The organism is Chishuiella changwenlii (genome assembly GCF_900142565.1).
Taxonomy (GTDB): domain Bacteria; phylum Bacteroidota; class Bacteroidia; order Flavobacteriales; family Weeksellaceae; genus Empedobacter; species Empedobacter changwenlii.
In genome coordinates, this window is the sequence record NZ_FRBH01000009.1 from 101,375 (window position 1) to 122,482 (window position 21,108).

Annotated in this window: 21 protein-coding genes; 14 read left to right on the forward strand and 7 right to left on the reverse strand. The window is 28.3% G+C overall.

Annotation, left to right across the window (positions count from 1 at the left end):
• Positions 1 to 13: 13 nt before the first annotated feature.
• Together BUA86_RS12170 and BUA86_RS12175 are read right to left on the reverse strand one after the other, a co-directional pair.
• Positions 14 to 718: a peptidylprolyl isomerase gene (locus tag BUA86_RS12170; RefSeq protein ID WP_072933037.1), complete on the reverse strand. Its 705-nt coding sequence runs from the start codon at positions 716 to 718 to the stop codon at positions 14 to 16.
• Positions 719 to 781: 63 nt separating this feature from the next.
• Complete coding sequence (locus BUA86_RS12175) at positions 782 to 2,641, reverse strand: CocE/NonD family hydrolase (RefSeq protein WP_229731756.1); 1,860 nt, start codon at positions 2,639 to 2,641, stop codon at positions 782 to 784.
• A 129-nt stretch (positions 2,642 to 2,770) separates the two neighbouring features.
• Here BUA86_RS12175 and BUA86_RS16225 point away from each other — a divergent pair, with 129 nt between their 5' ends.
• The 6 genes from BUA86_RS16225 to BUA86_RS12210 all read left to right on the forward strand — a co-directional run bounded on the left by BUA86_RS16225 (position 2,771) and on the right by BUA86_RS12210 (position 7,045).
• On the forward strand, positions 2,771 to 3,697 hold the full coding sequence (locus tag BUA86_RS16225) for a DUF1801 domain-containing protein (protein ID WP_083580366.1): 927 nt from the start codon (positions 2,771 to 2,773) through the stop codon (positions 3,695 to 3,697).
• The gene (locus tag BUA86_RS12190; RefSeq protein WP_072933039.1) at positions 3,698 to 4,162 is read left to right on the forward strand and encodes a DUF1801 domain-containing protein; all 465 of its coding nucleotides are present in this window, start codon (positions 3,698 to 3,700) and stop codon (positions 4,160 to 4,162) included.
• Between the two features lie 4 nt (positions 4,163 to 4,166).
• Positions 4,167 to 4,826: a DUF2461 domain-containing protein gene (locus BUA86_RS12195; RefSeq protein WP_072933166.1), complete on the forward strand. Its 660-nt coding sequence runs from the start codon at positions 4,167 to 4,169 to the stop codon at positions 4,824 to 4,826.
• A 252-nt stretch (positions 4,827 to 5,078) separates the two neighbouring features.
• A complete protein-coding gene (locus BUA86_RS12200; protein WP_072933041.1) occupies positions 5,079 to 5,642 on the forward strand; it encodes a YceI family protein in 564 nt (187 codons plus the stop codon).
• Positions 5,643 to 5,670: 28 nt separating this feature from the next.
• The gene (ygiD, locus tag BUA86_RS12205; protein WP_072933042.1) at positions 5,671 to 6,489 is read left to right on the forward strand and encodes a 4,5-DOPA-extradiol-dioxygenase; all 819 of its coding nucleotides are present in this window, start codon (positions 5,671 to 5,673) and stop codon (positions 6,487 to 6,489) included.
• Between the two features lie 37 nt (positions 6,490 to 6,526).
• A complete protein-coding gene (locus BUA86_RS12210) occupies positions 6,527 to 7,045 on the forward strand; it encodes a YceI family protein (RefSeq protein ID WP_072933044.1) in 519 nt (172 codons plus the stop codon).
• A 408-nt stretch (positions 7,046 to 7,453) separates the two neighbouring features.
• Here BUA86_RS12210 and fumC read toward each other — a convergent pair whose 3' ends face one another.
• Positions 7,454 to 8,851 carry a class II fumarate hydratase gene (gene fumC, locus BUA86_RS12215; protein WP_072933046.1) on the reverse strand — a complete coding sequence of 466 codons (1,398 nt, stop codon included), beginning with the start codon at positions 8,849 to 8,851 and terminating at the stop codon, positions 7,454 to 7,456.
• A 134-nt stretch (positions 8,852 to 8,985) separates the two neighbouring features.
• Here fumC and BUA86_RS12220 point away from each other — a divergent pair, with 134 nt between their 5' ends.
• The 5 genes from BUA86_RS12220 to BUA86_RS12240 all read left to right on the forward strand — a co-directional run bounded on the left by BUA86_RS12220 (position 8,986) and on the right by BUA86_RS12240 (position 14,883).
• A complete protein-coding gene (locus BUA86_RS12220; protein ID WP_072933048.1) occupies positions 8,986 to 9,192 on the forward strand; it encodes a hypothetical protein in 207 nt (68 codons plus the stop codon).
• A gap of 185 nt (positions 9,193 to 9,377) precedes the next feature.
• Positions 9,378 to 10,616, forward strand: a complete 1,239-nt coding sequence (locus BUA86_RS12225; RefSeq protein WP_072933050.1) for an SIR2 family protein — start codon at positions 9,378 to 9,380, stop codon at positions 10,614 to 10,616.
• Positions 10,606 to 12,492 carry an ATP-binding protein gene (locus BUA86_RS12230; RefSeq protein WP_072933052.1) on the forward strand — a complete coding sequence of 629 codons (1,887 nt, stop codon included), beginning with the start codon at positions 10,606 to 10,608 and terminating at the stop codon, positions 12,490 to 12,492. The genes BUA86_RS12225 and BUA86_RS12230 overlap by 11 nt, the downstream gene beginning before the upstream one ends.
• 115 nt (positions 12,493 to 12,607) lie before the next feature.
• The gene (locus tag BUA86_RS12235) at positions 12,608 to 13,453 is read left to right on the forward strand and encodes a restriction endonuclease (RefSeq protein WP_083580367.1); all 846 of its coding nucleotides are present in this window, start codon (positions 12,608 to 12,610) and stop codon (positions 13,451 to 13,453) included.
• Between the two features lie 278 nt (positions 13,454 to 13,731).
• Positions 13,732 to 14,883 (forward strand): FAD-dependent monooxygenase, encoded by a 1,152-nt coding sequence (locus BUA86_RS12240; protein ID WP_072933053.1) that lies wholly within the window; start codon positions 13,732 to 13,734, stop codon positions 14,881 to 14,883.
• 12 nt (positions 14,884 to 14,895) lie between these two features.
• Here the strand turns inward: BUA86_RS12240 and BUA86_RS12245 are convergent, their stop codons facing one another.
• Positions 14,896 to 15,180, reverse strand: coding sequence for a hypothetical protein (locus BUA86_RS12245; RefSeq protein ID WP_072933055.1), 285 nt, complete (start codon positions 15,178 to 15,180; stop codon positions 14,896 to 14,898).
• A gap of 180 nt (positions 15,181 to 15,360) precedes the next feature.
• Here BUA86_RS12245 and BUA86_RS12250 point away from each other — a divergent pair, with 180 nt between their 5' ends.
• From BUA86_RS12250 to BUA86_RS12260, 3 genes are all read left to right on the forward strand, one after another.
• Positions 15,361 to 16,200: an aldo/keto reductase gene (locus BUA86_RS12250; RefSeq protein ID WP_072933057.1), complete on the forward strand. Its 840-nt coding sequence runs from the start codon at positions 15,361 to 15,363 to the stop codon at positions 16,198 to 16,200.
• Between the two features lie 122 nt (positions 16,201 to 16,322).
• On the forward strand, positions 16,323 to 17,435 hold the full coding sequence (locus BUA86_RS12255) for a hypothetical protein (protein ID WP_072933059.1): 1,113 nt from the start codon (positions 16,323 to 16,325) through the stop codon (positions 17,433 to 17,435).
• Positions 17,405 to 17,662, forward strand: a complete 258-nt coding sequence (locus BUA86_RS12260) for a hypothetical protein (RefSeq protein WP_072933061.1) — start codon at positions 17,405 to 17,407, stop codon at positions 17,660 to 17,662. Before BUA86_RS12255 ends, BUA86_RS12260 begins: the two co-directional genes overlap by 31 nt.
• A gap of 699 nt (positions 17,663 to 18,361) precedes the next feature.
• Here BUA86_RS12260 and BUA86_RS12265 read toward each other — a convergent pair.
• From BUA86_RS12265 to BUA86_RS12275, 3 genes are all read right to left on the reverse strand, one after another.
• On the reverse strand, positions 18,362 to 19,597 hold the full coding sequence (locus BUA86_RS12265) for a porin (RefSeq protein WP_072933063.1): 1,236 nt from the start codon (positions 19,595 to 19,597) through the stop codon (positions 18,362 to 18,364).
• Positions 19,598 to 19,675: 78 nt separating this feature from the next.
• Positions 19,676 to 20,206 (reverse strand): YqiA/YcfP family alpha/beta fold hydrolase, encoded by a 531-nt coding sequence (locus BUA86_RS12270; RefSeq protein WP_072933065.1) that lies wholly within the window; start codon positions 20,204 to 20,206, stop codon positions 19,676 to 19,678.
• 69 nt (positions 20,207 to 20,275) lie between these two features.
• Positions 20,276 to 21,058 (reverse strand): Cof-type HAD-IIB family hydrolase, encoded by a 783-nt coding sequence (locus tag BUA86_RS12275; RefSeq protein ID WP_072933067.1) that lies wholly within the window; start codon positions 21,056 to 21,058, stop codon positions 20,276 to 20,278.
• Positions 21,059 to 21,108: the final 50 nt, after the last annotated feature.

Here is a 21,108-nt window from a genome sequence, read left to right on the forward strand (position 1 = left end):
ACTTTATAACTTATTAATACTTTATAGCTGAACCACCAACCATAAAACTTGTTTTGTTTTTTCTTTTAATCGAATTTTTCTTCACTTTTATAGAGAAGATGACAGGTTTTACAGGAAGTTCCTTATTGGTTTCTACTTCACTTATTTTTATAACATTGTTTAATCCTTTTGTAACCTCTCCAAAAACAGTGTAATCATAATCTAAACGAGGTTGACCTCCATTTTTAAGATATTCTTTTCGCTGCTCTTCAGTAAACTTTATTCCTTTTTTAAATTCTAAATCATCTAAATCTTTAGCTGAAACTTTTTTACCAACAACAAAGTAAAGTTGATTATAATAAGAGCCTTTTTGTTTATTATCATCTCTCCCTGCACCTAAAGCACCAACTTTATGGTAAGCTTTTGGATTAAATTCGGGTGCCAAACGAACTGGTTTCTTAATTAAAGAAGCAGCTTCTTCTTCTAAAATATCTTCGTCTAATTCTCCTCCCTGAATAACAAAATCTTTTATAACGCGATTAAACTGTGCATTGGTATACGTTCCCTTCTCTATTTGATTTAATATTAAATCACGATGCTCAGGTGTAAAATCATACAAGACCACATCAAACTTTCCATAGTTTGTTTTAAATTTCAACGTATACGTTTGTGCATAAATAGAAGAAGATAATGCGAATAATGTACCTAGAAATATATTTTTTAATTGCTTATTTTTCATTTTTACCGATAATTTATATAAATATAAAAAGTCCAATACATATATTGGACTTTTAAGAATATTTTATTTCAAAACAGGAATTTCAATATAAGAATCATGATAAATTCGTTGTGTTTGTTTAATGAAATCTTTTGCCGTTGCTTCATAAACGTTCATAAATTGTTGTGGATTTCTATCAGCTAAAGGAAACCAAGAATTCTGAACCTGAATCATGATACGATGTCCTTTTTTAAACGTATGTCCAACATCTGGCATTGTATAGGTTACATCTGTTTTCTTATTTGGAATCAGCGCTTCTGGTGTACTAAAACTATTACGGTATTTTCCTCGCATAATTTCGGCACGAATTAAGTTTTGATAACCTCCCATCAGTTTATCGTTAAACTTCGGCGTATTTTCTGGATAAACATCTATTAGTTTTACCACATAATCTGCATCAGTTCCAGTAGATGAAACAAATAAATGGTTAATTACGGGACCAGTAATCGTAATATCTTCTGTTAAAATATCTGTTTGATACACCATAACATCTGGTCGTGTAGAAGCAAAACGTTGGTCATCTACCATATATTCCCTCGTTCTATTCTCTAAAACACCTCCTTGATAAGGAACAGGATTATTTGGATCTGCAACATATTCATCAAATGTTGTCGAGTTATTAGATTTATCAAATGTAATTTTTCCATTATCCTGCAAATACATTTTTTTAGTTGAAACGTTTTTCGGTGGCCATGCCTCAAATTGTTTCCATTGGTTAGAACCAGTTATAAATATATGCGCTTCTGTAGGTTTAAAATTCCCTTTATCTTTTAAATAATAATTAAAAAACGGTAATTCTATATTCTCTTTGTAATATTCACCTGTTTCAGAACCAAATTGCATATCGCCAAACGTGTCAGCTTTACTCCTTACCCAACCTCCATGAAACCAAGGCCCAGCAACAAGAATATTCGTTGCAGTAGGATTTTGTTTTTCTATGGCTTTATATGTTGCAAAAGCACCATAAGCATCCTCAGCATCAAAAAAACCTCCAACAGTCATTACTGCAGGTTTTACATTTTTTAGATGAGGTAAAGGGTCTCTGTCTTTCCAAAATTGATCATAATCTGGATGCGCGAATAAATCGTTATAAAACTTAATATTATCTTGAAAATATTTCGCTTTTAATTCTTTAACAGAACCTCCTTCTAAATAAAATCTATAGGTATCTTTTATAGGAAAATCTAACGATTTTGGTCCTTTATCTGGTGTAATTGGTTGTGGTCGTTTAACACCAAAAGAAGACATAAACTTAAAAGAGTCTGCTAAGAATAAAACACCATTGTGATGAAAATCGTCTCCTAAAAACCAATTGGTAACTGGCGCTTGTGGAGAAACAGCTTTTAAAGTTGGATGAGAATTTACTAAACTCATTGTAGAGTAAAAACCTGGATAAGAAATTCCATAAATTCCAGCTTTCTGATTATAATTTTTTAAATTCTTCGCTAGCCACTCTAAAGTATCGTAAGTATCTGTACTTTCATCAATAGCTTTTTTATTTTTTATTATATTAATTGGTCGAACATCATCAAAGTCACCTTCGCTCATCCATTTTCCTCTCACATCTTGATAAACAAAAATAAATCCCTCTCGCATTTCGGCAGGAAAATTCCCAAGATATTTCTTGTATTCATTTGCTCCATAAGGTGCAACTGTATATGGGGTTCTGTTTAACAATACGGGATATTTTTTCGATTTATCTTTTGGGATATAAATCGCCGTAAATAATTGTTTCCCATCTCGCATTGGAATCAACTGTTCTATTTTTTCGTAGTTATTTCTTACATAAATAGAATCGGCTTTTACATCGTCTTGTGCATAACTGAAATTACTTGTTAGCATTAATGCTCCAAGCAAAATTAAGTTTGAAGTTATTTTTTTCACGTGTTAATTGTATTTTATAGAATTATAAATGTAATAAACATTTAAGTAAACAAGAAGATGTCGGTCATTTGTTTTTATTTTTTAACTAAATTAGTTTGTCTAATATACACATACAAAACACAAATTACCATGAGTTCTTTTTCTAATATTGATGAATACATTGCTGGTTTTGATGGTGACAAGAAAACGTTATTACAAAACATCCGTCAATTAATAAAAGACTTTGTTCCAGAAGCAAAGGAAACAATTAATTACAATATGCCGACTTATAGATTAAATGGAAATTTAATTCATTTTGCAATGTTCAAAAACCATTTAGGATTATATCCTGGTCCAGATACTATAAATCATCTTAAAGAGGATTTAATAGACTTTAAAACCACAAAAGGGGCAATTCAAATTCCGTTAGATATTCCTCTTCCAAAAGATTTAATTCAGAAAATTCTACTCCATAAAATAGATTTAATGAAAGATCAAAAAGCTGGAGAATGGACAAAGTATAATGGCAATTGGGCAGAAGCAAACGAAAAAATAACACAAATTATTAATAACACTGTCCTTAAAAAAGAGTTTAAATGGGGAGGTGATGTTTACACTTACAAAAAGAAAAATGTGTTAGCATTTAGTGGTTTTAAAAATCATTTTGCTTTGTGGTTTTACAATGGTGTTTTATTACAAGATAAGTACAACGTCTTAGTGAATGCAAACGAGGAAAAAACAAAAGCTTTACGTCAATGGAGGTTTAATTCTGCAGATGAAATTGATGTAGAGAAAGTAAAACAATATATAGAAGAAGCTATAAAATTAGTTGAAAATGGAATAGAATTTAAATTTGAAAAACCTGTTCCAAAAGAACTTAATGGATTACTAAAAGAAACTTTAAATCAAGATAATACATTATTTAATTCATTTAATACTTTAAGTAAAAGCAAACAAAAAGAATACATAGAATACATTGAGGAAGCAAAACAAGAAAAAACAAAATTATCTAGAATAGAAAAAATAAAACCACTAATTTTAGATGGTAAAGGTTTAAACGATAAATACAGAAAATAGATGCAATATGAAGTATCAAGTTTAGAAGAATATTTTGAAAGTATTCCTAAAGAAAGAGTCGAAAGCGTAAGAAAACTGTACCTTACAATAAAAGATAATTTACCAAATGGATTTGAAGAAAGAATAAACTATGGACACATTGGTTTTGTAGTTCCTCACTCTACTTATCCAAAAGGTTATCATTGCGATCCTAAATCACCTTTACCTTTTATTGGAATCGCATCGCAAAAGAATTTTATCTCGTTATATCACATGGGGATTTATGCAGATTTAGAACTCTATAATTGGTTTATAGAAGAATATCCCAAACATTCTAAAAGAAAATTAGACATGGGAAAAGGTTGCATAAGACTTAAAAAGATGGATGATATACCGTATGATTTAATAAAAGAATTAGTATCTAAAATAAATCCAGAACAATGGATTAAATTATATGAAAGTAATTTTAATCCTCAAAAAGAATAAAAACATGTCAGAAATATTTAAGTTTCTAAAGAAACTACAAAAGAATAACAACAGAGAATGGTTTACAGAACACAAAGATGAATTTGAGGTTGCAAAAACAGAAGCAAATGTAATTTTTGAATCGGTTTACCAAGAATTGAGTAAAAGCGATGAATTAGAGCAACTAAAAATTTATAGAATATACAGAGATGTAAGATTCTCTTTAGATAAAACACCATACAAGAATCATTTCTCTGCACAAACAGGAAGAAAAAAACCGTATAAACGTGGAGGATATTACATCCATTTCGAACCAAATAATTGTTTTATAGCAGCGGGCTTTTGGGGTCCAGAAAGAGACGATTTATTGCGTATTAGAAAAGACATAGATGTTTCGGACGAATTAGTAAAAATTCTTCAATCAAAGGAATTAAAAAAGGAATTTGGAAAATTGGTTGGTGACGAGGTAAAAACGGCGCCTAAAGGATTTAATAAAGAGCATGAACGAATAGATTTACTAAGAAAGAAACAATACATCTTTGTAAAGAACTTTACTGAAAATGACATCTTAGAAAAAGATTTTCCTAAAAAAGTAGTAAAAGCATTTACATCTCTAAATTCTTTCTTTGACTATATGTCCGAAGTTTTAACAACTGATGAAAATGGTGAACCTATCGCCTATTAATCATCTTTTTTAATTGAAGTTTTTAAGTTTATATTTTAATTAATTTAAAGTGTCATTCGGAGCCTGTCGAAGAATTAGAAAGAATTCTATAAAAATATTTCGACAAGCTCAACATGACAGAGTGTAATCAAACAAGATTATAATTGAAAATAGTATAATTAGTTTAAGCAACTTCATTTCTTATCTTATATCAATGCTCCTGCTTTGTGAGGATAATAACTTTGTCTCATCAAAAAATAAATAACTGATAAAATGAAAAAATTATTATTCACACTTATGTTATCTGCAGCTTCTATGTCTGCTTTTGCTCAAAACTACACAAACGATGCAGCACACTCTAAATTAGGATTCTCTGTATCTCACATGACAATTTCTGATGTAGAAGGAAATTTTAATGATTTTACTGTTCACGCTAGTTTTACAAAAGAAGACTTAAGTGATGCTAAATTTCACGTAACTGCAAACATCAATTCTATCAACACAGGTGTTGAAGCAAGAGATAATCATTTAAAATCTGCTGATTTCTTTAATGCAGCTAAAAACGATAAATTAGAATTTAAATCTAAATCAATTTCTAAAATTAAAGGAAAAGAATTTAAATTATCAGGAGATTTAACTTTAAACGGTATTACAAAACCAGTTGTTTTAACTTTAATCTACAATGGTAATATTGTAAACAATGGAGTAAAAACTTACGGATTTACAGTAAAAGGAAATATTAAAAGAACTGATTTTAATGTAGGTGCTAAAATACCAGAAGCGGTTGTTGGTGATGTTGTTACATTAACTTCTAACTTAGAATTTCAAGCGAAATAATACATTATAATTATTAACCATAAAAATCATGGATTTCAATAACTTAAAATCAATTAGTTCAAGTTTTTCTACAACAGAAAAGATGCCTGTTTTATTTTTAGGACATGGCTCTCCGATGAATGCAATAGAAGAAAATATCTTTGTTGATGGTTGGAGAAATATTGGAAAAACAATTCCAAAGCCTAATGCAATTATATGTATTTCGGCTCATTGGGAAACTAAGGGAACAAAAGTTACTGCGTTACAAAAGCCAAAAACAATTCATGATTTTTATGGTTTTCCTCAAGCTTTATTTGATGTAGAATATCCGGCACCAGGAAGTCCAGAATTAGCAAGTGAGGTTAAAAACTTAATTAAAACTTCTGATATTGATTTAGACAAAATGTGGGGATTTGACCACGGATCATGGAGTGTAATTAAATTTTTATATCCAAATGCAGATATTCCGATGATAGAACTGAGCTTAGATGTTTACAAAACTCCTCAACAACATTATGCTTTAGCAAAAGAGTTGAGTGCATTAAGAAGAAAAGGAATATTAATTGTTGGTAGTGGAAATGTTGTACACAATTTGAGAGCATTAAACTGGAACGAACCAGATGCAGGTTACGATTGGGCTTATGAAGTAAATGATACATTTAAAAATATTGTTACTTCTGGGGATCATCAACAACTATTCAATTTTGTACAAAAAGGTACTGCTTACAATTTAGCCGTTCCATCTATGGAACATTATTTGCCTTCTGTATATGCATTAGGTTTACAAGAAAAGAATGAACAGGTAACTATTTTTAATGACAAATTAATATACGGTTCATTGGGAATGTTATCATTCAGAATAGGTTAATTAAACAATTTATACAATCATACAAAAAAACAATATTATGGCAACAACATGGAATTTAGATGCTTCTCACTCAGAAGTACAATTTAAAGTAAAACATATGGTAATATCTACAGTAACAGGAAATTTTGATAATTTTTCTGCTAATGTAGAAGCAAACGATGAAGATTTTTCTGATGCAAAATTTTCATTTTCTGCAAATGTTGATTCTATCAACACAAAAAATGGAGATCGTGATGGACATTTAAAGTCTGAAGATTTTTTCCATGCAGATAAATTTCCTGAATTAAAATTTGAAAGTACTTCTGGTATTAAAAATGGAAAAATAGAAGGAACTTTAGAAATCAGAGGAGAGAAAAAAGCTGTTTCTTTAGATGCTGATTTTGGTGGAGTTATTCAAGATCCTTTTGGATACACTCGTGCTGGATTCGAATTTTTTGGAGAAATTAATCGTAAAGATTTTGGTTTAGGATGGAGCCAAGTAACAGAAGCAGGAGGATTAGTTGTTTCTGATAAAGTAAAATTATCAATCAATTTAGAGTTTACAAAAGCTCAATAGTACTTAGATTTAAGACTTTAAGGGCTTAGATAACTGTCACATCACGTTAATAGTATAATGTGATCCTGAAACAAGTTCAGGAAGACATAAGAGACTTATAATAATCCAAAACCCTCGATAAAAAATATATCGAGGGTTTTTATTGTGTATAATATAACGAATTCTCTTTTTTAAATTAATTAATAACGTCTGTCAAGTTGAACTCGTTTCAACTTCTCATCATGTTAAAGTGTAATTGAATAGAATCGAAATTATTTTTTCTAAACTAACACAATGGATGTCGAAAAACTTCAAAACTTACCAACTTCAAAACAAAATGTTTTAAGAGTCCTGAAGAAGAATAATTATACAAAAAACCCTCGATAAGAACATATCGAGGGTTTATTTTATATAATAGTTTTATAATTCTTATTTTAAAGAACCAACCATTTCTTCTGGTTTCACCCACTCATCAAATTCTTCAGCAGTTACATATCCTAATGCAATTGCAGTTTCTTTTAATGTTGAATTATTTTTGTGTGCTGTTTGAGCAATCTCAGCAGCTTTGTAGTATCCAATTTTTGTATTAAGCGCAGTAACTAACATTAAAGAGTTATCTACTAATTCTTTAATACGATCGTAGTTTGGCTCGATACCTTGTGCACAATGCTCATCAAAAGAAACACAAGCATCACCAATTAAACGAGCAGATTGTAAGAAATTAGCCGCCATAACTGGTTTAAAAACATTTAATTCATAATGTCCTTGTGTACCTCCTATTGTAATTGCAACATCGTTACCCATAACTTGAGCAGCAACCATTGTTAAAGCCTCACATTGTGTTGGGTTTACTTTACCTGGCATGATAGATGATCCTGGCTCATTTTCTGGAATTAAGATTTCTCCAATTCCTGAACGTGGTCCAGAAGCTAACATACGGATATCGTTTGCTATTTTATTTAAAGAAACAGCTAATTGTTTTAAAGCTCCATGAGTTTCTACAATTGCATCGTGTGCAGCTAAAGCTTCAAATTTATTTTCAGCAGTAACAAATGGATGTCCTGTAAATTCTGCAATGTATTTTGCAACAACTACATCATATCCTTCTGGAGTATTTAAACCTGTACCAACAGCAGTTCCACCTAAAGCAACTTCAGATAAATGCGCTAATGTATTACGTAAAGCTTTTAAACCATAGTTTAATTGTGCAACATAACCAGATAATTCTTGTCCTAAAGTTAAAGGTGTAGCATCCATTAAGTGCGTACGACCAATTTTAACAACACTCATGTACTCTTTTGCTTTTTTAGCTAAAGTATCACGTAATTGCTCAACACTAGGAATTGTTACTTCTACAACAGCTTTGTAAGCAGCAATGTGCATACCTGTTGGAAAAGTATCATTAGAAGATTGAGATTTGTTTACATCGTCATTTGCTTTTAAAACTGGCTCTCCTTCTCCAATTTTAAAACCAGCTAAAACTTGTGCACGATTTGCAACAACTTCGTTCACATTCATATTAGATTGTGTTCCAGAACCTGTTTGCCAAATAACCAAAGGAAACTGATCATCTAATTCTCCTGCTAAGATTTCATCACAAACAGCAGCAATTGCATCACGCTTTTCTGTTGGTAAAACTCCTAATTCTGCATTAGCATAAGCAGCAGCTTTTTTTAAATAAGCAAAACCTTCAACAATTTCTTTTGGCATAGAAGCAGCAGCTCCAATTTTAAAGTTATTTCTTGAACGTTCTGTTTGAGCACCCCAATATTTATCTGCAGGAACTTTTACTTCCCCCATGGTGTCTTTCTCAATTCTGTATTCCATTTTGGCTATATTTGATTTTTGTTTAATAAACTAATTCTACAAATTTAATAAATCGAATGATGAAAGAAAAGTGATTATTGTTAGCATTTCTATAAATTTTATTTGTTAAGTTTGTACCACATAAAAATAAAATCATGATTCAATTTTTAGGTTTCTTATTGTTCTTAACAATTGCCTTATGTGGATTTTGGGGTATCATCTTCTTTGCAACGATGGCTATCTCTTGGATTCCTCTTTGGTTAGCGAACTTTAGAAAAGAAAAAGCAGGAATAGTAACAGCAGAAGAACCTCGCCCGATTTTACCAAATCAAGAAGGTATTACAGTATTATTCAAAAAATAATATACGCTGTTTATTAAAAAATTTAAAAGGAACTTGACGAAGTTCCTTTTTTTTGTGCTTTGTGGTTAGGAATCAATATAGTATTTAAGTTTATTAAATAACTTTTTACGCACTGTTGTTTATTATGTAAAGTATTTTATATTTGTGAATTAGATTAAAACAACTGTAATAATACTTCTAAAAAAATGGACAATGACAAAATTCTAAAAATTATAGAAAGTTGCCACTTCAATTTTCTAATTGGTTCGGGTGCATCCAGAAATTACTTAGAAACACTCTCAAATATTGAAACATTATTAACTGACCTTGATAAAGAACCAAATGAAGTAAAATCTGAAAAGTGGTATAAAATCTTAGATGTATCGATAAAATACTGGTACTATGAAAAGTGTATCAAAGGGAACAGTAAATTAATTGATGAAACTTTTGAGTTAGAAGAAACAAAGCAGTCGGAATTTGAAGAAACCCAAAAAAACTATCAAGATTTTTTACAAGCATTAAATGTTTTAATCTTAAAACGCAAGAATAAATTATTGCCTAAAGAAGTAAATATCTTCACAACCAATATGGATTTATTCTTAGATGTAACTTTAGATAAACTAGGTTTAGAATTTAATGATGGATTCAGTGGTAAATTCAATCAAACTTTTGATACGTCTAATTATCAAAAATCATTTTTTAAAAATAGTTCTCAATATAGTTTAAGTTCAGAATTACCTTTGTTTAACTTATTTAAGGTTCATGGTTCAGTAACTTGGGATAAATCATCTGAAACCAAAATAAAATATAATCAAAAGTGTGATGTATTATTAAATTTAAATAACATTGATTTCAACTCAGAATATTTAATTCCGTTAACTAAGATAGAAAACGATGGAAATACTCCCAAGATAATTCCCAAGGATTATGAAGAAATTAAAAAGGAATGCTCTAAACTAAATTTAGAAAATTTTATTGATGAAGCTTTTGATAACTTCATAACTGAATATGATAAGTTAGTTATGATTAATCCTACAAAAGAAAAATTTGAAAATACAACATTACGTCTTGAATATTACGAACAAATGAGAATGTATTCTAATATTTTGGAACGTGAAAATACTGTTCTTTTTGTCACTGGTTTCTCTTTTGCTGACGAACATATAAAAGAAATTACAAAAAGAGCATTGAACTCAAATCCAACTCTATTAGTAATTGTTTTTAACTATAGCGATTCACAAAAAGAATATATTGAAAGTTTATTTTCTCAATTGAAGTATAAAAATTTATATACAGATTTTATTGGTTTTGATTTTAAAAAAGTAGTCAATTCTGTTTTCTTAAATATTGCGGAAAAATTTGAATCCTCTATAAACGAAAAACTATCCGTTGTTGATATCGCTGTTTCTGATAATCTCAAAGCAGAACCAAAAGATGAAGAATAAAATAAGTAACGATAATTTTGTTGCTGAATCAATTTTAAAAATTGGTTCTGTAAGTGAAGTTAAGGGTAAAAATATAATTATTCGTGTAGATAAAAATAAAAATGCTCCACATTTAATATTTGATGGTAAAATTATCAAAAATGTATCCGTTGGTTCATATATAAAAATAGCTAAAGGTTATAATGAAATTATTGGTAAAATTGAAGGTGAATTTATATCTGAAGATAAAGATTTAAATATAAATAACTATACAAATCATAAAAACAAAATAAAACGTTTTCTTAATGTAACATTAGTTGGATATATTGACACAAAAATATTCCGCCAAGGATTAAAAGAATTACCTTTGATTGATAATGATTGTTTTCTATTAAATGATATAGAATTTAATTGTATTCACAGTTTTGCAAAAGTTGATGATGAAAAAATTAAACTTGGCTATTTATTAAATGAAACAAATACTCCTATAGAACTCGGAGTTGATAAATTATTTGCAAGTCATATAGGTATCTTTGGAAACACGGGTAGTGGAAAATCATATACTCTATCTAAGGTTTATCATGAGCTACTAAACAAATATAAAGAGAATCCTAAATTTCAAAATAATGCAAAATTCATTTTAATTGATTTTAATGGAGAATATGCTGTTGAAAATGATAGCGACAATATAATTATAGAAAAAGAATATAAAAATCGTTTTTTTCTCTCAACTTCAAAAAATGGTAAAGATAAATTTCCAATACCTGAATCAGAAGTAAATGATTTAACTTTTTGGTCAATATTACTAAAAGCAACTGATCAAACTCAAAAACCATTTTTAAATAGTTCCTTATTCAGAAAAACACTAGTTGAACATACAAAAACTGAAATAGGTATCAAATCTCTTATTAATAATACTATAAGTACAATTCTTACTCAAGGTGGTAAAAATTTAGATAAGGATTTTCACATTTTCTTTTTAGATGAATTATTTCGTTTAAATAATCATACTTCAATTTTTAAAAACATAAAGGAAGTGAGAAACAGAATTAAAAGTGGACTTAAAATTGAGTATGGTACATATGTTTTAGAAAATATTAAAAATAATGATAAACCTTCTGAATTTTTAGAAAGACTAAAAGAAATTATTAAAACTCTAGTGATTGACTTAACTAAGATTAATGCATTTATTAAAATAAGATTACAAATCATAATTAATTATTTTGACGTAATAACAAAAGGATATTACTCAAAAGAACATATCGGACCTTTATATAATAGACTTGACACAAAATTTAATGAAATTACGAAAGTATTTGCTGTTATCAATGTAGATAAAATAATGGCAAATAAAAAGCCATTAGTGATAATAAATCTCAACGATGTTAATGTTGAGATGAAGAAAATAATCCCATTAGTAATTTGCAAATATTATTATGAATATTATAAAAAAAATAATTTAGATAGAGAAAAATATCTAAATATAATAATTGATGAAGCACATAACATATTATCACGAAATTCAATTCGTGAAAGTGAAACATGGAAAGATTATCGTTTAGAAACATTTGAAGAAATAATAAAAGAAGGAAGAAAGTTTGGTGTTTTTTTAACTATTTCAAGCCAAAGACCATACGATATATCCGATACAATAATTTCTCAATTACATAACTATCTTTTACACAGATTAATTAATAATAAAGATATAGAAGCAATTGGAAGAACAGTTTCTTATTTAGATAAAATATCATTTGATAGCTTGTCTATACTTCCACAAGGTGGTTGCATACTTGCCGGACTTTCTGCTGATCTACCTGTAGTTATGAAGATTGATAAACTACCAGAGGAGAATAAACCACATAATGAGACAATTGTGCTAACATCAAAGTGGAAGTAAAATTTTCCTAACATCGTAAGCATTTTTTATGTCAAAGAAAATTCAAGCAAACAGAAACACTTGATCATCTAATAAAGAAATATAAACTCATTTCTCTAACATTATAAATTACTTTATGCATCGAAAGGATATAGACTGGAAAACTTACGAATCAATTACAAAATATATTTATAAAACTCTAGGTAAAGAATTTGGAGTGAAAATAAAATGTTATGGAAATACTTGTAAAGTTAAAGGTAAATCTGGTGTTGAACATCAAATTGATGTATTAACTTCACATTCTAATGGTATACATGAATACCTAACGGCCATAGAGTGTAAGTATTGGAATAAAAAAATAAACAAAGATATTGTAATGAAAATTGCTAATACTATTGAAGACAGTGGTATTAATAAAGGAGTTATTGTTTGTAAGAAAGGTTTTACTACTGATGGTTTTAATTACGCAAAGTATAAAAATATTGACTTAGTAGAACTAAGAGAAATAGAAAAAAAAGATCTAAGTGAAAATTCTAAAGAAATACATATTTTAGACTTTGATGTTAAAATCAATTTTTCTTTAACAAGAACTGAAATCTTGAATATTGATATAGGCAATAACAGAGAATTAAAATATAAAGACGAATTAGATTTGTTAAAGTATGTTATAATAATGGAGAATAAAAGTCAAGACTATCTATTTAATTATATAACGAATTTTAGAAAAGACGTAAATCCTGAAAACAAAAAAATAGAGAAGCTAACAAAACACTATAATATTCCAAATGGAGTTTTATATAATCAACAAACGAAAAAATGTTTAAAAATTGATGGAATAACTTTTACTGGTCAATTAAGAATAATTGATAGTAACGAAAATTTGAAATTTAAATTAGTTGATAAAGTTTGGTTAATTATGAAATCAATTTTTGATAATAGGACTTTTACAATTTCTGAAAACGGCTTAATTAACGAAAATTAATACTCTTATCATAAAAAAGATAATTACAAAAAATACAATTTAATTTATACTCTTAAAGCTTGTCATGCTGAGCCTGTCGAAGCATATTTAAGCTTCTCATTTATTTATAGCAAGATGAGATCCTGAAACGAGTTCAAGGTGACATATTAGACTTAAAATAAATTTATCATTAAACACATTTAGTTTTCTCGTAAAAATAAACTAACGAATTTTAATTCAACATGCATAACAGTTTAAAAGTATCTAAATTTTAAGTATTTTTATGCTTTAAATTTAGAATGACAAAAAAGTTTTTAATTGCTGGAGCAGGAATTGCTGGATTAACATTAGCAAAAGCCTTACAAGATCTTGGATTTGAATATGAAATTTTTGAAGCCTCAGCTGAAGCGCGCGGAATTGGAGCTGGTTTTGGATTAGCTTCTAATGCAATGAAAGCCTTTGAGATTTTAGGTTTAGCTGACGAAGTAGCCCCTTTAGGTCACATGCTCGAAGATTTTGAGATACAAGATTGGCAAGAAAAAACAATTTTAAAAGCAGATACAAATAGACTTCGAAAAAATTATAATAACGAGAATTTTGCCATTCATAGAGCAGATTTACATCGTTATTTAATTTCAAAAATAGATTCAACTCATATTCATACATCAAAAAGAATAAAATTCTTCGAACAAAGTTTTCAGAAAGTTATTTTACATTTTGAAGATGGTACAACAACCGAAGGAGATTTTTTAATTGCAGCAGATGGAATAAACTCTATTATTCGTCAGCAATTATTAAAAGATTCTACACCAAGATATGCAGGTTATGTATGTTGGCGAGCAATTGTAGAAGATAAAACTTACTTTTCTAAAAAAAGTATAGAAACTTGGGGACCAAATGGACGTTTTGGTTTAACGCCACTTATTAATAATCAGATTTATTGGTACGCTTGTGTAAATACACCTTTAAAATCGGAAGTCTATAATTATACACTTCAAGATATAAAAAATCAATTCAAAGATTATTCAGGACAAATTAGAAATACGCTTCAAAAAACAAAACAAGAAGATATTATTACAACACCTATTATGGATATAAAACCGATTAGTAATTATGCATTTAATCGTGTTTTATTAATTGGTGATGCTGCACATGCTACAACTCCAAATATGGGTCAAGGTGCTTGTATGGCGGTAGAAGATGTTTGTGTATTATATGATGAATTGATAAAAAATGAAACAGATATTTTACGTGCTTTCGAAGGTTATAATCGTCGTCGTTTAAAACGTACACATTATATTATTGACACTTCTCGTTTGGCTGGTAAAGTTGCACAATGGGATAATAAATTTTTAATGGGTGTTAGAAATTTTATTTTTAGAAAATTACCACAGTCAATTACACAAAGCCCTTTAGAGGATTTACTAGAAGAGGATTTTATGAAGGTTTAGATTAGTTGCTCTTCAAGCAAAGTTTAATTTTGATCCATTAATAATTTGATTAAACCCATGTTTAAAAGACTCTGTATCAATCGAAATTTCCCAATCTTCAAATTCTCTTAATAAGTGCTTTTTTAAATAGATTTTTAATTCTATTAATTTTTCTTTCATAGACGGTTCGTCATAAATTCCTTGTAGCGATTTATGATGTAGTGTAATATCTTGATTAATTCGATCTAAGATTAGCAAATCTATATAGTCGTCATATACAATCATAAAATCGTCAATAGTTCCTGTAAAATGTTTCATTTCTCTTATTTTTTAGTTGTAATAAAGATTAAAATTTATTGAGAATTTTTCTTTCATATTAATAAACTTTAACACGATTATTAACACTTTTTGACAATTTTGAATAAACGATTGTATTAAATTTGACTAAGCAATTATGCTATTTTTTCGAAAATTATTAACTCATTAAAAATTAAAATAATGAATCATTTTACATTAAATAATAATGTACAAATTCCTTCAATCGGTTTCGGAACTTGGTTATTAGATGGTGATAAAGTTATAGAGCCTGTTAAAATTGCTCTAGAAAAAGGATATACACATATAGATACAGCAGCAATTTATAAAAATGAAAAAGAAATTGGTGAAGTTTTAAAAGCGAGTAATGTAGATAGAAGTAAATTATTTATTACATCTAAATGTTGGAACACAGAACGTGGATACGAAAAAACATTAGCTGCTTTTGATCAGACTTTAAAAGATTTACAAACAGATTATTTAGATTTATATTTAATTCACTGGCCAGCAAATGAAACGCAATTTCCAGAAAATTGGGCAGAAATTAATGCTGATACTTGGCGCGCTATCGAAGAAATTTACAAATCTGGAAGAGTAAAATCTATAGGTGTAAGTAATTTTAATATCAATCATTTAGAAGCTCTTTTAAAAACGGCTGAAGTAAAACCAATGGTGAATCAAATAGAACTTCATCCAGGACATTCTCAACCAGAATTAGTTGCTTTTTGTAAGGAGAATGATATTCTTGTACAAGCATGGAGTCCACTTGGTTCTGGAAGAATTCTAGAAAACGAATTAATTATTAAACTAGCAGAAAAATACAATGTTTCTGTTGGTCAAGTTTGTATTAATTACTGTTTATCGAAAGGAATTTTACCATTACCTCGTTCTTCTTCAGAGAAAAACATCGAAGGAAATTTAGATTCTGAATCTTTTACATTAAGTGCAGAAGATATTAAAGCGATAGATGATTTACCAACAGAAGGTTTTTCTGGTTTAAACCCTTCTAAGGTTGACTTCTAATTAATTAGATAAATATTCAATCAAAAAAATTAAAAACCTCTTTTATAAAGAGGTTTTTTGGTTTACAATCTTCAAAAAAATCAATACTTTTACGTTTAAGAAATGTAAATAAATACAACTTTATGAGCCAGATAACTGAAAGTCCTTTTAAAACATATTTTGATGCAACACTTGATCGCTGTGGCTTTGATGAAGATTTAAAAGCAGGAATTTTATTCTTTTTAGGTGAAAGCATTATTAGTGCGAATACAAATCAATTAATGAATATGTTTCCTGATGAACAAAAAATTCATCAAGAATTTAGTCGTTTATTTACTTTATACGCTACTCCATCGGCTACATACAATCCTTTTGAGGAATTAAATACAGCGCCAATAAAACAATTAATTTATACATATAATGAAGTTTATGTAAATATTATTCGTGATAAGGAATTTAATTTTGATCAAGTTGTAAAAGAGGATTTAAAAACTGAAATTGATGAAAGTTTTGTAGCGCTTTTTAAAGGAAAAGAATACAAGTTAATTACAACTCACCACTTAAGTACAGCGTTTTTTAAACAAATTGGAGCGTATATCAATCAATTCGATTTAGCTTATCAAGATATTTATTTAGCTGGTGTAAATTATTATCAAGAAAAACAAAGAATAGACTTTGAAGGAACAAATCTTTTAAATCTTAATATTATAGATAGTTTTTCTCCTTTGTACACTACTCTATTTCATTATCCTTTATTGTTTACATATTACCCAAATAACTTAAACGGAAATCATTTATTTAGTTCAATTTCTCAATTTTTGTATTTACATACGAATACAGATATTGCAAAACATATACATGCTTTTCATAACCATATTTTTTACGAAGAAAATCCTCGTAGAGTAAGAACTGGATGGGAATTTGAAGAAATAGAAAGAGGCATATTAATTTCACAAACATTGCATAATGCTTTAAATATTCGTCAATCTCCGATTGCTAGAACAAGACCAGATTTTTTAGTTTCTGATAATTATTTGATGAAAGAATTAAAAAATGAATCTATTCCTTTAGATGCATTTAAGGAATTAATTACAAGAACAATTGAGGAATATTACGAAATTAACCTGAATGAAGTTGTGGAAGGAAAATTAAATCATGCAGAGTTTTTACAGCTTTTAGCAATTATTTTTTACGAGACAACTGCTCATACAATGATTATAAAAGAATGGAAAACATCTCTGAAAGTAATAAAATAAAATTAGAAGAATATTTTGGTGAATTATTACCACGATTACCTTTTAAAACAATTTCATTCTACGAATCGAGTAATTCTTGGGAAGGACAAATTGAATATAATTTGAATTTAGAAACTGGTGAATTAACTTATAATACGATTGAGAATGTTCAACACACAATAGAAATTTCACCTGATCTTATGCAAAGAATAGAAAGTGAAATTATAATGATGCTTGAGAATTTATAAGGTTTCGTTGTACAATGTATAAAGTAAAAGATTGCCATTTAATCCGTCATTTCGAGTGGAATTCGGTAGAATTTTGTATCGAGAAATAAGTAAGGATTAATTGATTTTCTTATCTAAGTTCTCAATACAATTTTTCTTCATTTCTTTACGAAAAATCAATCGAACTGACAGAAAATTGTGTTGTAATTTTTTAAATAATACATTTTATCAAGTCATGTTTGTTACATTGAACTTGCCAAAATGTTCTTTCAAAATCGCATAATACTTAACCCGTCATTTCGAGTGAAATTCGGTAGAATTTTGTATCGAGAAATAAGTAAGGATTAATTGATTTTCTTATCTAAGTTCTCAATACAATTTTTCTTCATTTCATTACGAAAAATTACTCAAACTGACAGAAAATTACTAAATATGATATTGAAATAATGAATAGAAAATTAGTTTATTATATAAAAAAATCGAGATAATTCTCGATTTTTTTTATATGATTAATTTAAAAGCTGTAGTATACATATTACACTAATTGTTATTATAATTATGATAATAATAACATCTTTTAATTGAATGTTCTTTTCACCAAATTTCACATTTTGGTTAATTGACTTTTTTTTCTTAGGTAAGGACATTTGTATAGGTTTTATACAAATTTAAAAAAAAGCATTTAAAAACATTTAAAAATCGGTTAAAATTTATTTAGTTTTAAATACCAATTTCTATTTGAAAACGAGCATACCAGTTATTCTTATTATTCAAATTATAAAACTTTTGTTGTTCATAAGTAAATTCAGCCTGTAATTTGAATGCATGCTCCCAAATATATTTTGTAAGTCCAATTGTATATTGATTTGTATTTGGAGTAAAATCAAAAATTTCTTTATCTACTTTTTGTGTAGAATATCTACCTATGACTTCCCAATGTTTGGGGAATGTATATGAACCTTGAAAATCTGATCCATAGCCATTATAGACATAATTAAATTTAGAAATATCTTCTGGATTATAAAATAAAGCTTTATCAGAATCTCTACTCATATAAGAATACATAAAACTCCAACCTCTATATTTAAACATCGCGTCAAAAAATAAAGACTGAATGTTTGCTGTTCCTCCTCCAAGAATATCGTCTCCCAATCCTCCTTGTGTTCTATGAGCTCTATCATTATAACTATAAGCCCCAGAAAGCATCACTTTTGGAGTTTGTTCTCTATGCATATCTCCTTCGAAGTTGCTTCCTCCATTTGAAAAATCTCCGAATGGGAATAATTCAACCTTTCCAGTATAAGCAAGTCCAGTATCATTAAAATTTGTCCAGTTACGTCCTTCTCCAGTAGAAATTGCACCTCTTAAAATATAAGAGAACTTTTCACTTTCTCGCTTGTTATATAATACTTGAAATCCAAAGTCTCTATCAATATTAAATTTTGCATTATTAATAGAACGATCTGTTAATTGTAATGCACCAGATGAATTTACACGTTGACGGTTTCCTGGTAATTTTGTTTGTCCAAAACCTAAACTCCAATGTTTATTTGGATAATAAAATATCATGGCATCACGAATAATATTGGTATTTTTTCCTTCTTCGGCACTACCAACATCACCTGCAGCAAATGATAATTGCATAGAGTATCCAAATTTTGGATCTCCAATATATCCATCAAATCTTAGGCGTAAACGTCTTATCTGTCCATCAATTTTATCTTCATCACCATCAGAATGAATATATTCCATTCTGTTTTGCATACGAAATCGTATATTAACTTGATACAAACTATCAGGTGAAGTAATTCCTAATCCGTTTCCATAACTATAATATGGAGACATCATATTTTTGAATTCTTGAACTGTTTTTTTTGGAATTTTTGTAGAATCTTTTTCTTGAGCAAAAGTTACGAAAGTGAATACAAGAAAGAGGTAAGATAGTAATTTCTTCATAGAATTTATAAAATCATTTCGAGATACAAAAAGAACACATTTAAGTTAAATAATAGTTACTTAAATATTATCTAAAAATTAAATTAACGTTAATAAAGTTTCAAAATTCTCTATCCTGTGATTATCATCAACTTCAATAATCTGTATTTGATCAGTAAAAATTTTTTGTTGAATCTCAAAAAAATCTTTTAATTTCTCTGTATTCAGAATATCATCATGTAAAGCTAAAAACACTTTAGTATCTTCAAAACGGTTCATATCAGCCAAATATTTACTTAGCTCCTCTGGTAAATCATCAACATATTTAAAAGACTGATCTACCAAAGGATTAAGTAAAATCAATTCACTTGATTTTCCATTTTCTTTTAATTTCTTCTGAAGTTGCCATGCAAAATTTCCACCTGTGGAACTACCTATTATTACAAGGTTATTGATAATTCCTTTCAGTTTTTCATAAGTTGCCTGAATAATATCAAAAATATTATTTTCAACTGTCCATTCTACACAAATAGCTGTTGGAAAAGCTTCTTTTAGAATTTTAAATTTCTGAGAATTTACAGAACTATTTAATCCATGTATATAAACTATTTGTCTATTATCAATTTCCATATTTGTGTGAATTAGTAAATCAAAAATAGTAAGAAATCAGATACAACTTCAAGAAATTCAAAATGTTTCCTAAATTATTTCATACTTTTTTAAAGCATTCCATATACCATCTTCTTCAACAGAAGTTGTAACATAATCTGCAATTTGTTTTACATTTTCGTTTGCATTTCCCATTGCAACACCAATTGTACAACCTTTTAACATTGCTATGTCGTTACCTCCATCTCCAAAAGACATTGTTTTAGAAAGATCTATATTGTATTTATTTGCCATTCTTTCTATCCCTTTCATCTTATTAACATCTTTCGGATTAATATCCGCAAAATGTTCTATCCATCTTGTTGCAACACTATTTTTAAGAACATTTTCCATTAAATATTTCTCTTGTATTTCATCTACAAAAAGATTCATTTGCATAATGTTATCTCTTCTTAAATCTTTCGGATTTACAACATCTGGAACTTTTATATTGAAATGACTAAATGATTTAATAATACCGTCATTAACACGATTTATGCTAAATGGATTATCTGTTGTCATAAAAGAAAATGCTGTCGGATTTTGCTCATCATATTCTAATAGCGCTTCAATATCATTTGGATCAAGATATTCTACGAAAAAAGTATTTTTATTTTCATCAGAACACATTCCTCCATTGTTATTAATAAACCCATTAAATCCATAACCAAAGACATCATCTGGCATATCTACCAAATTTCTTCCTGTTGCAATATATATGTTCTTATTTTTTTGTTTTAATAATTGTAACGCTTCTAAAGTTGAATCGCTAATTGTATGATTTTCGAAACCTTGTAAAGTTCCATCAAAATCAAAGAAAAAAGATTCTATCATTTTTATTTTTTATAGTACTACAAAGTTAAAAAGCAATCTTTATTCCAATC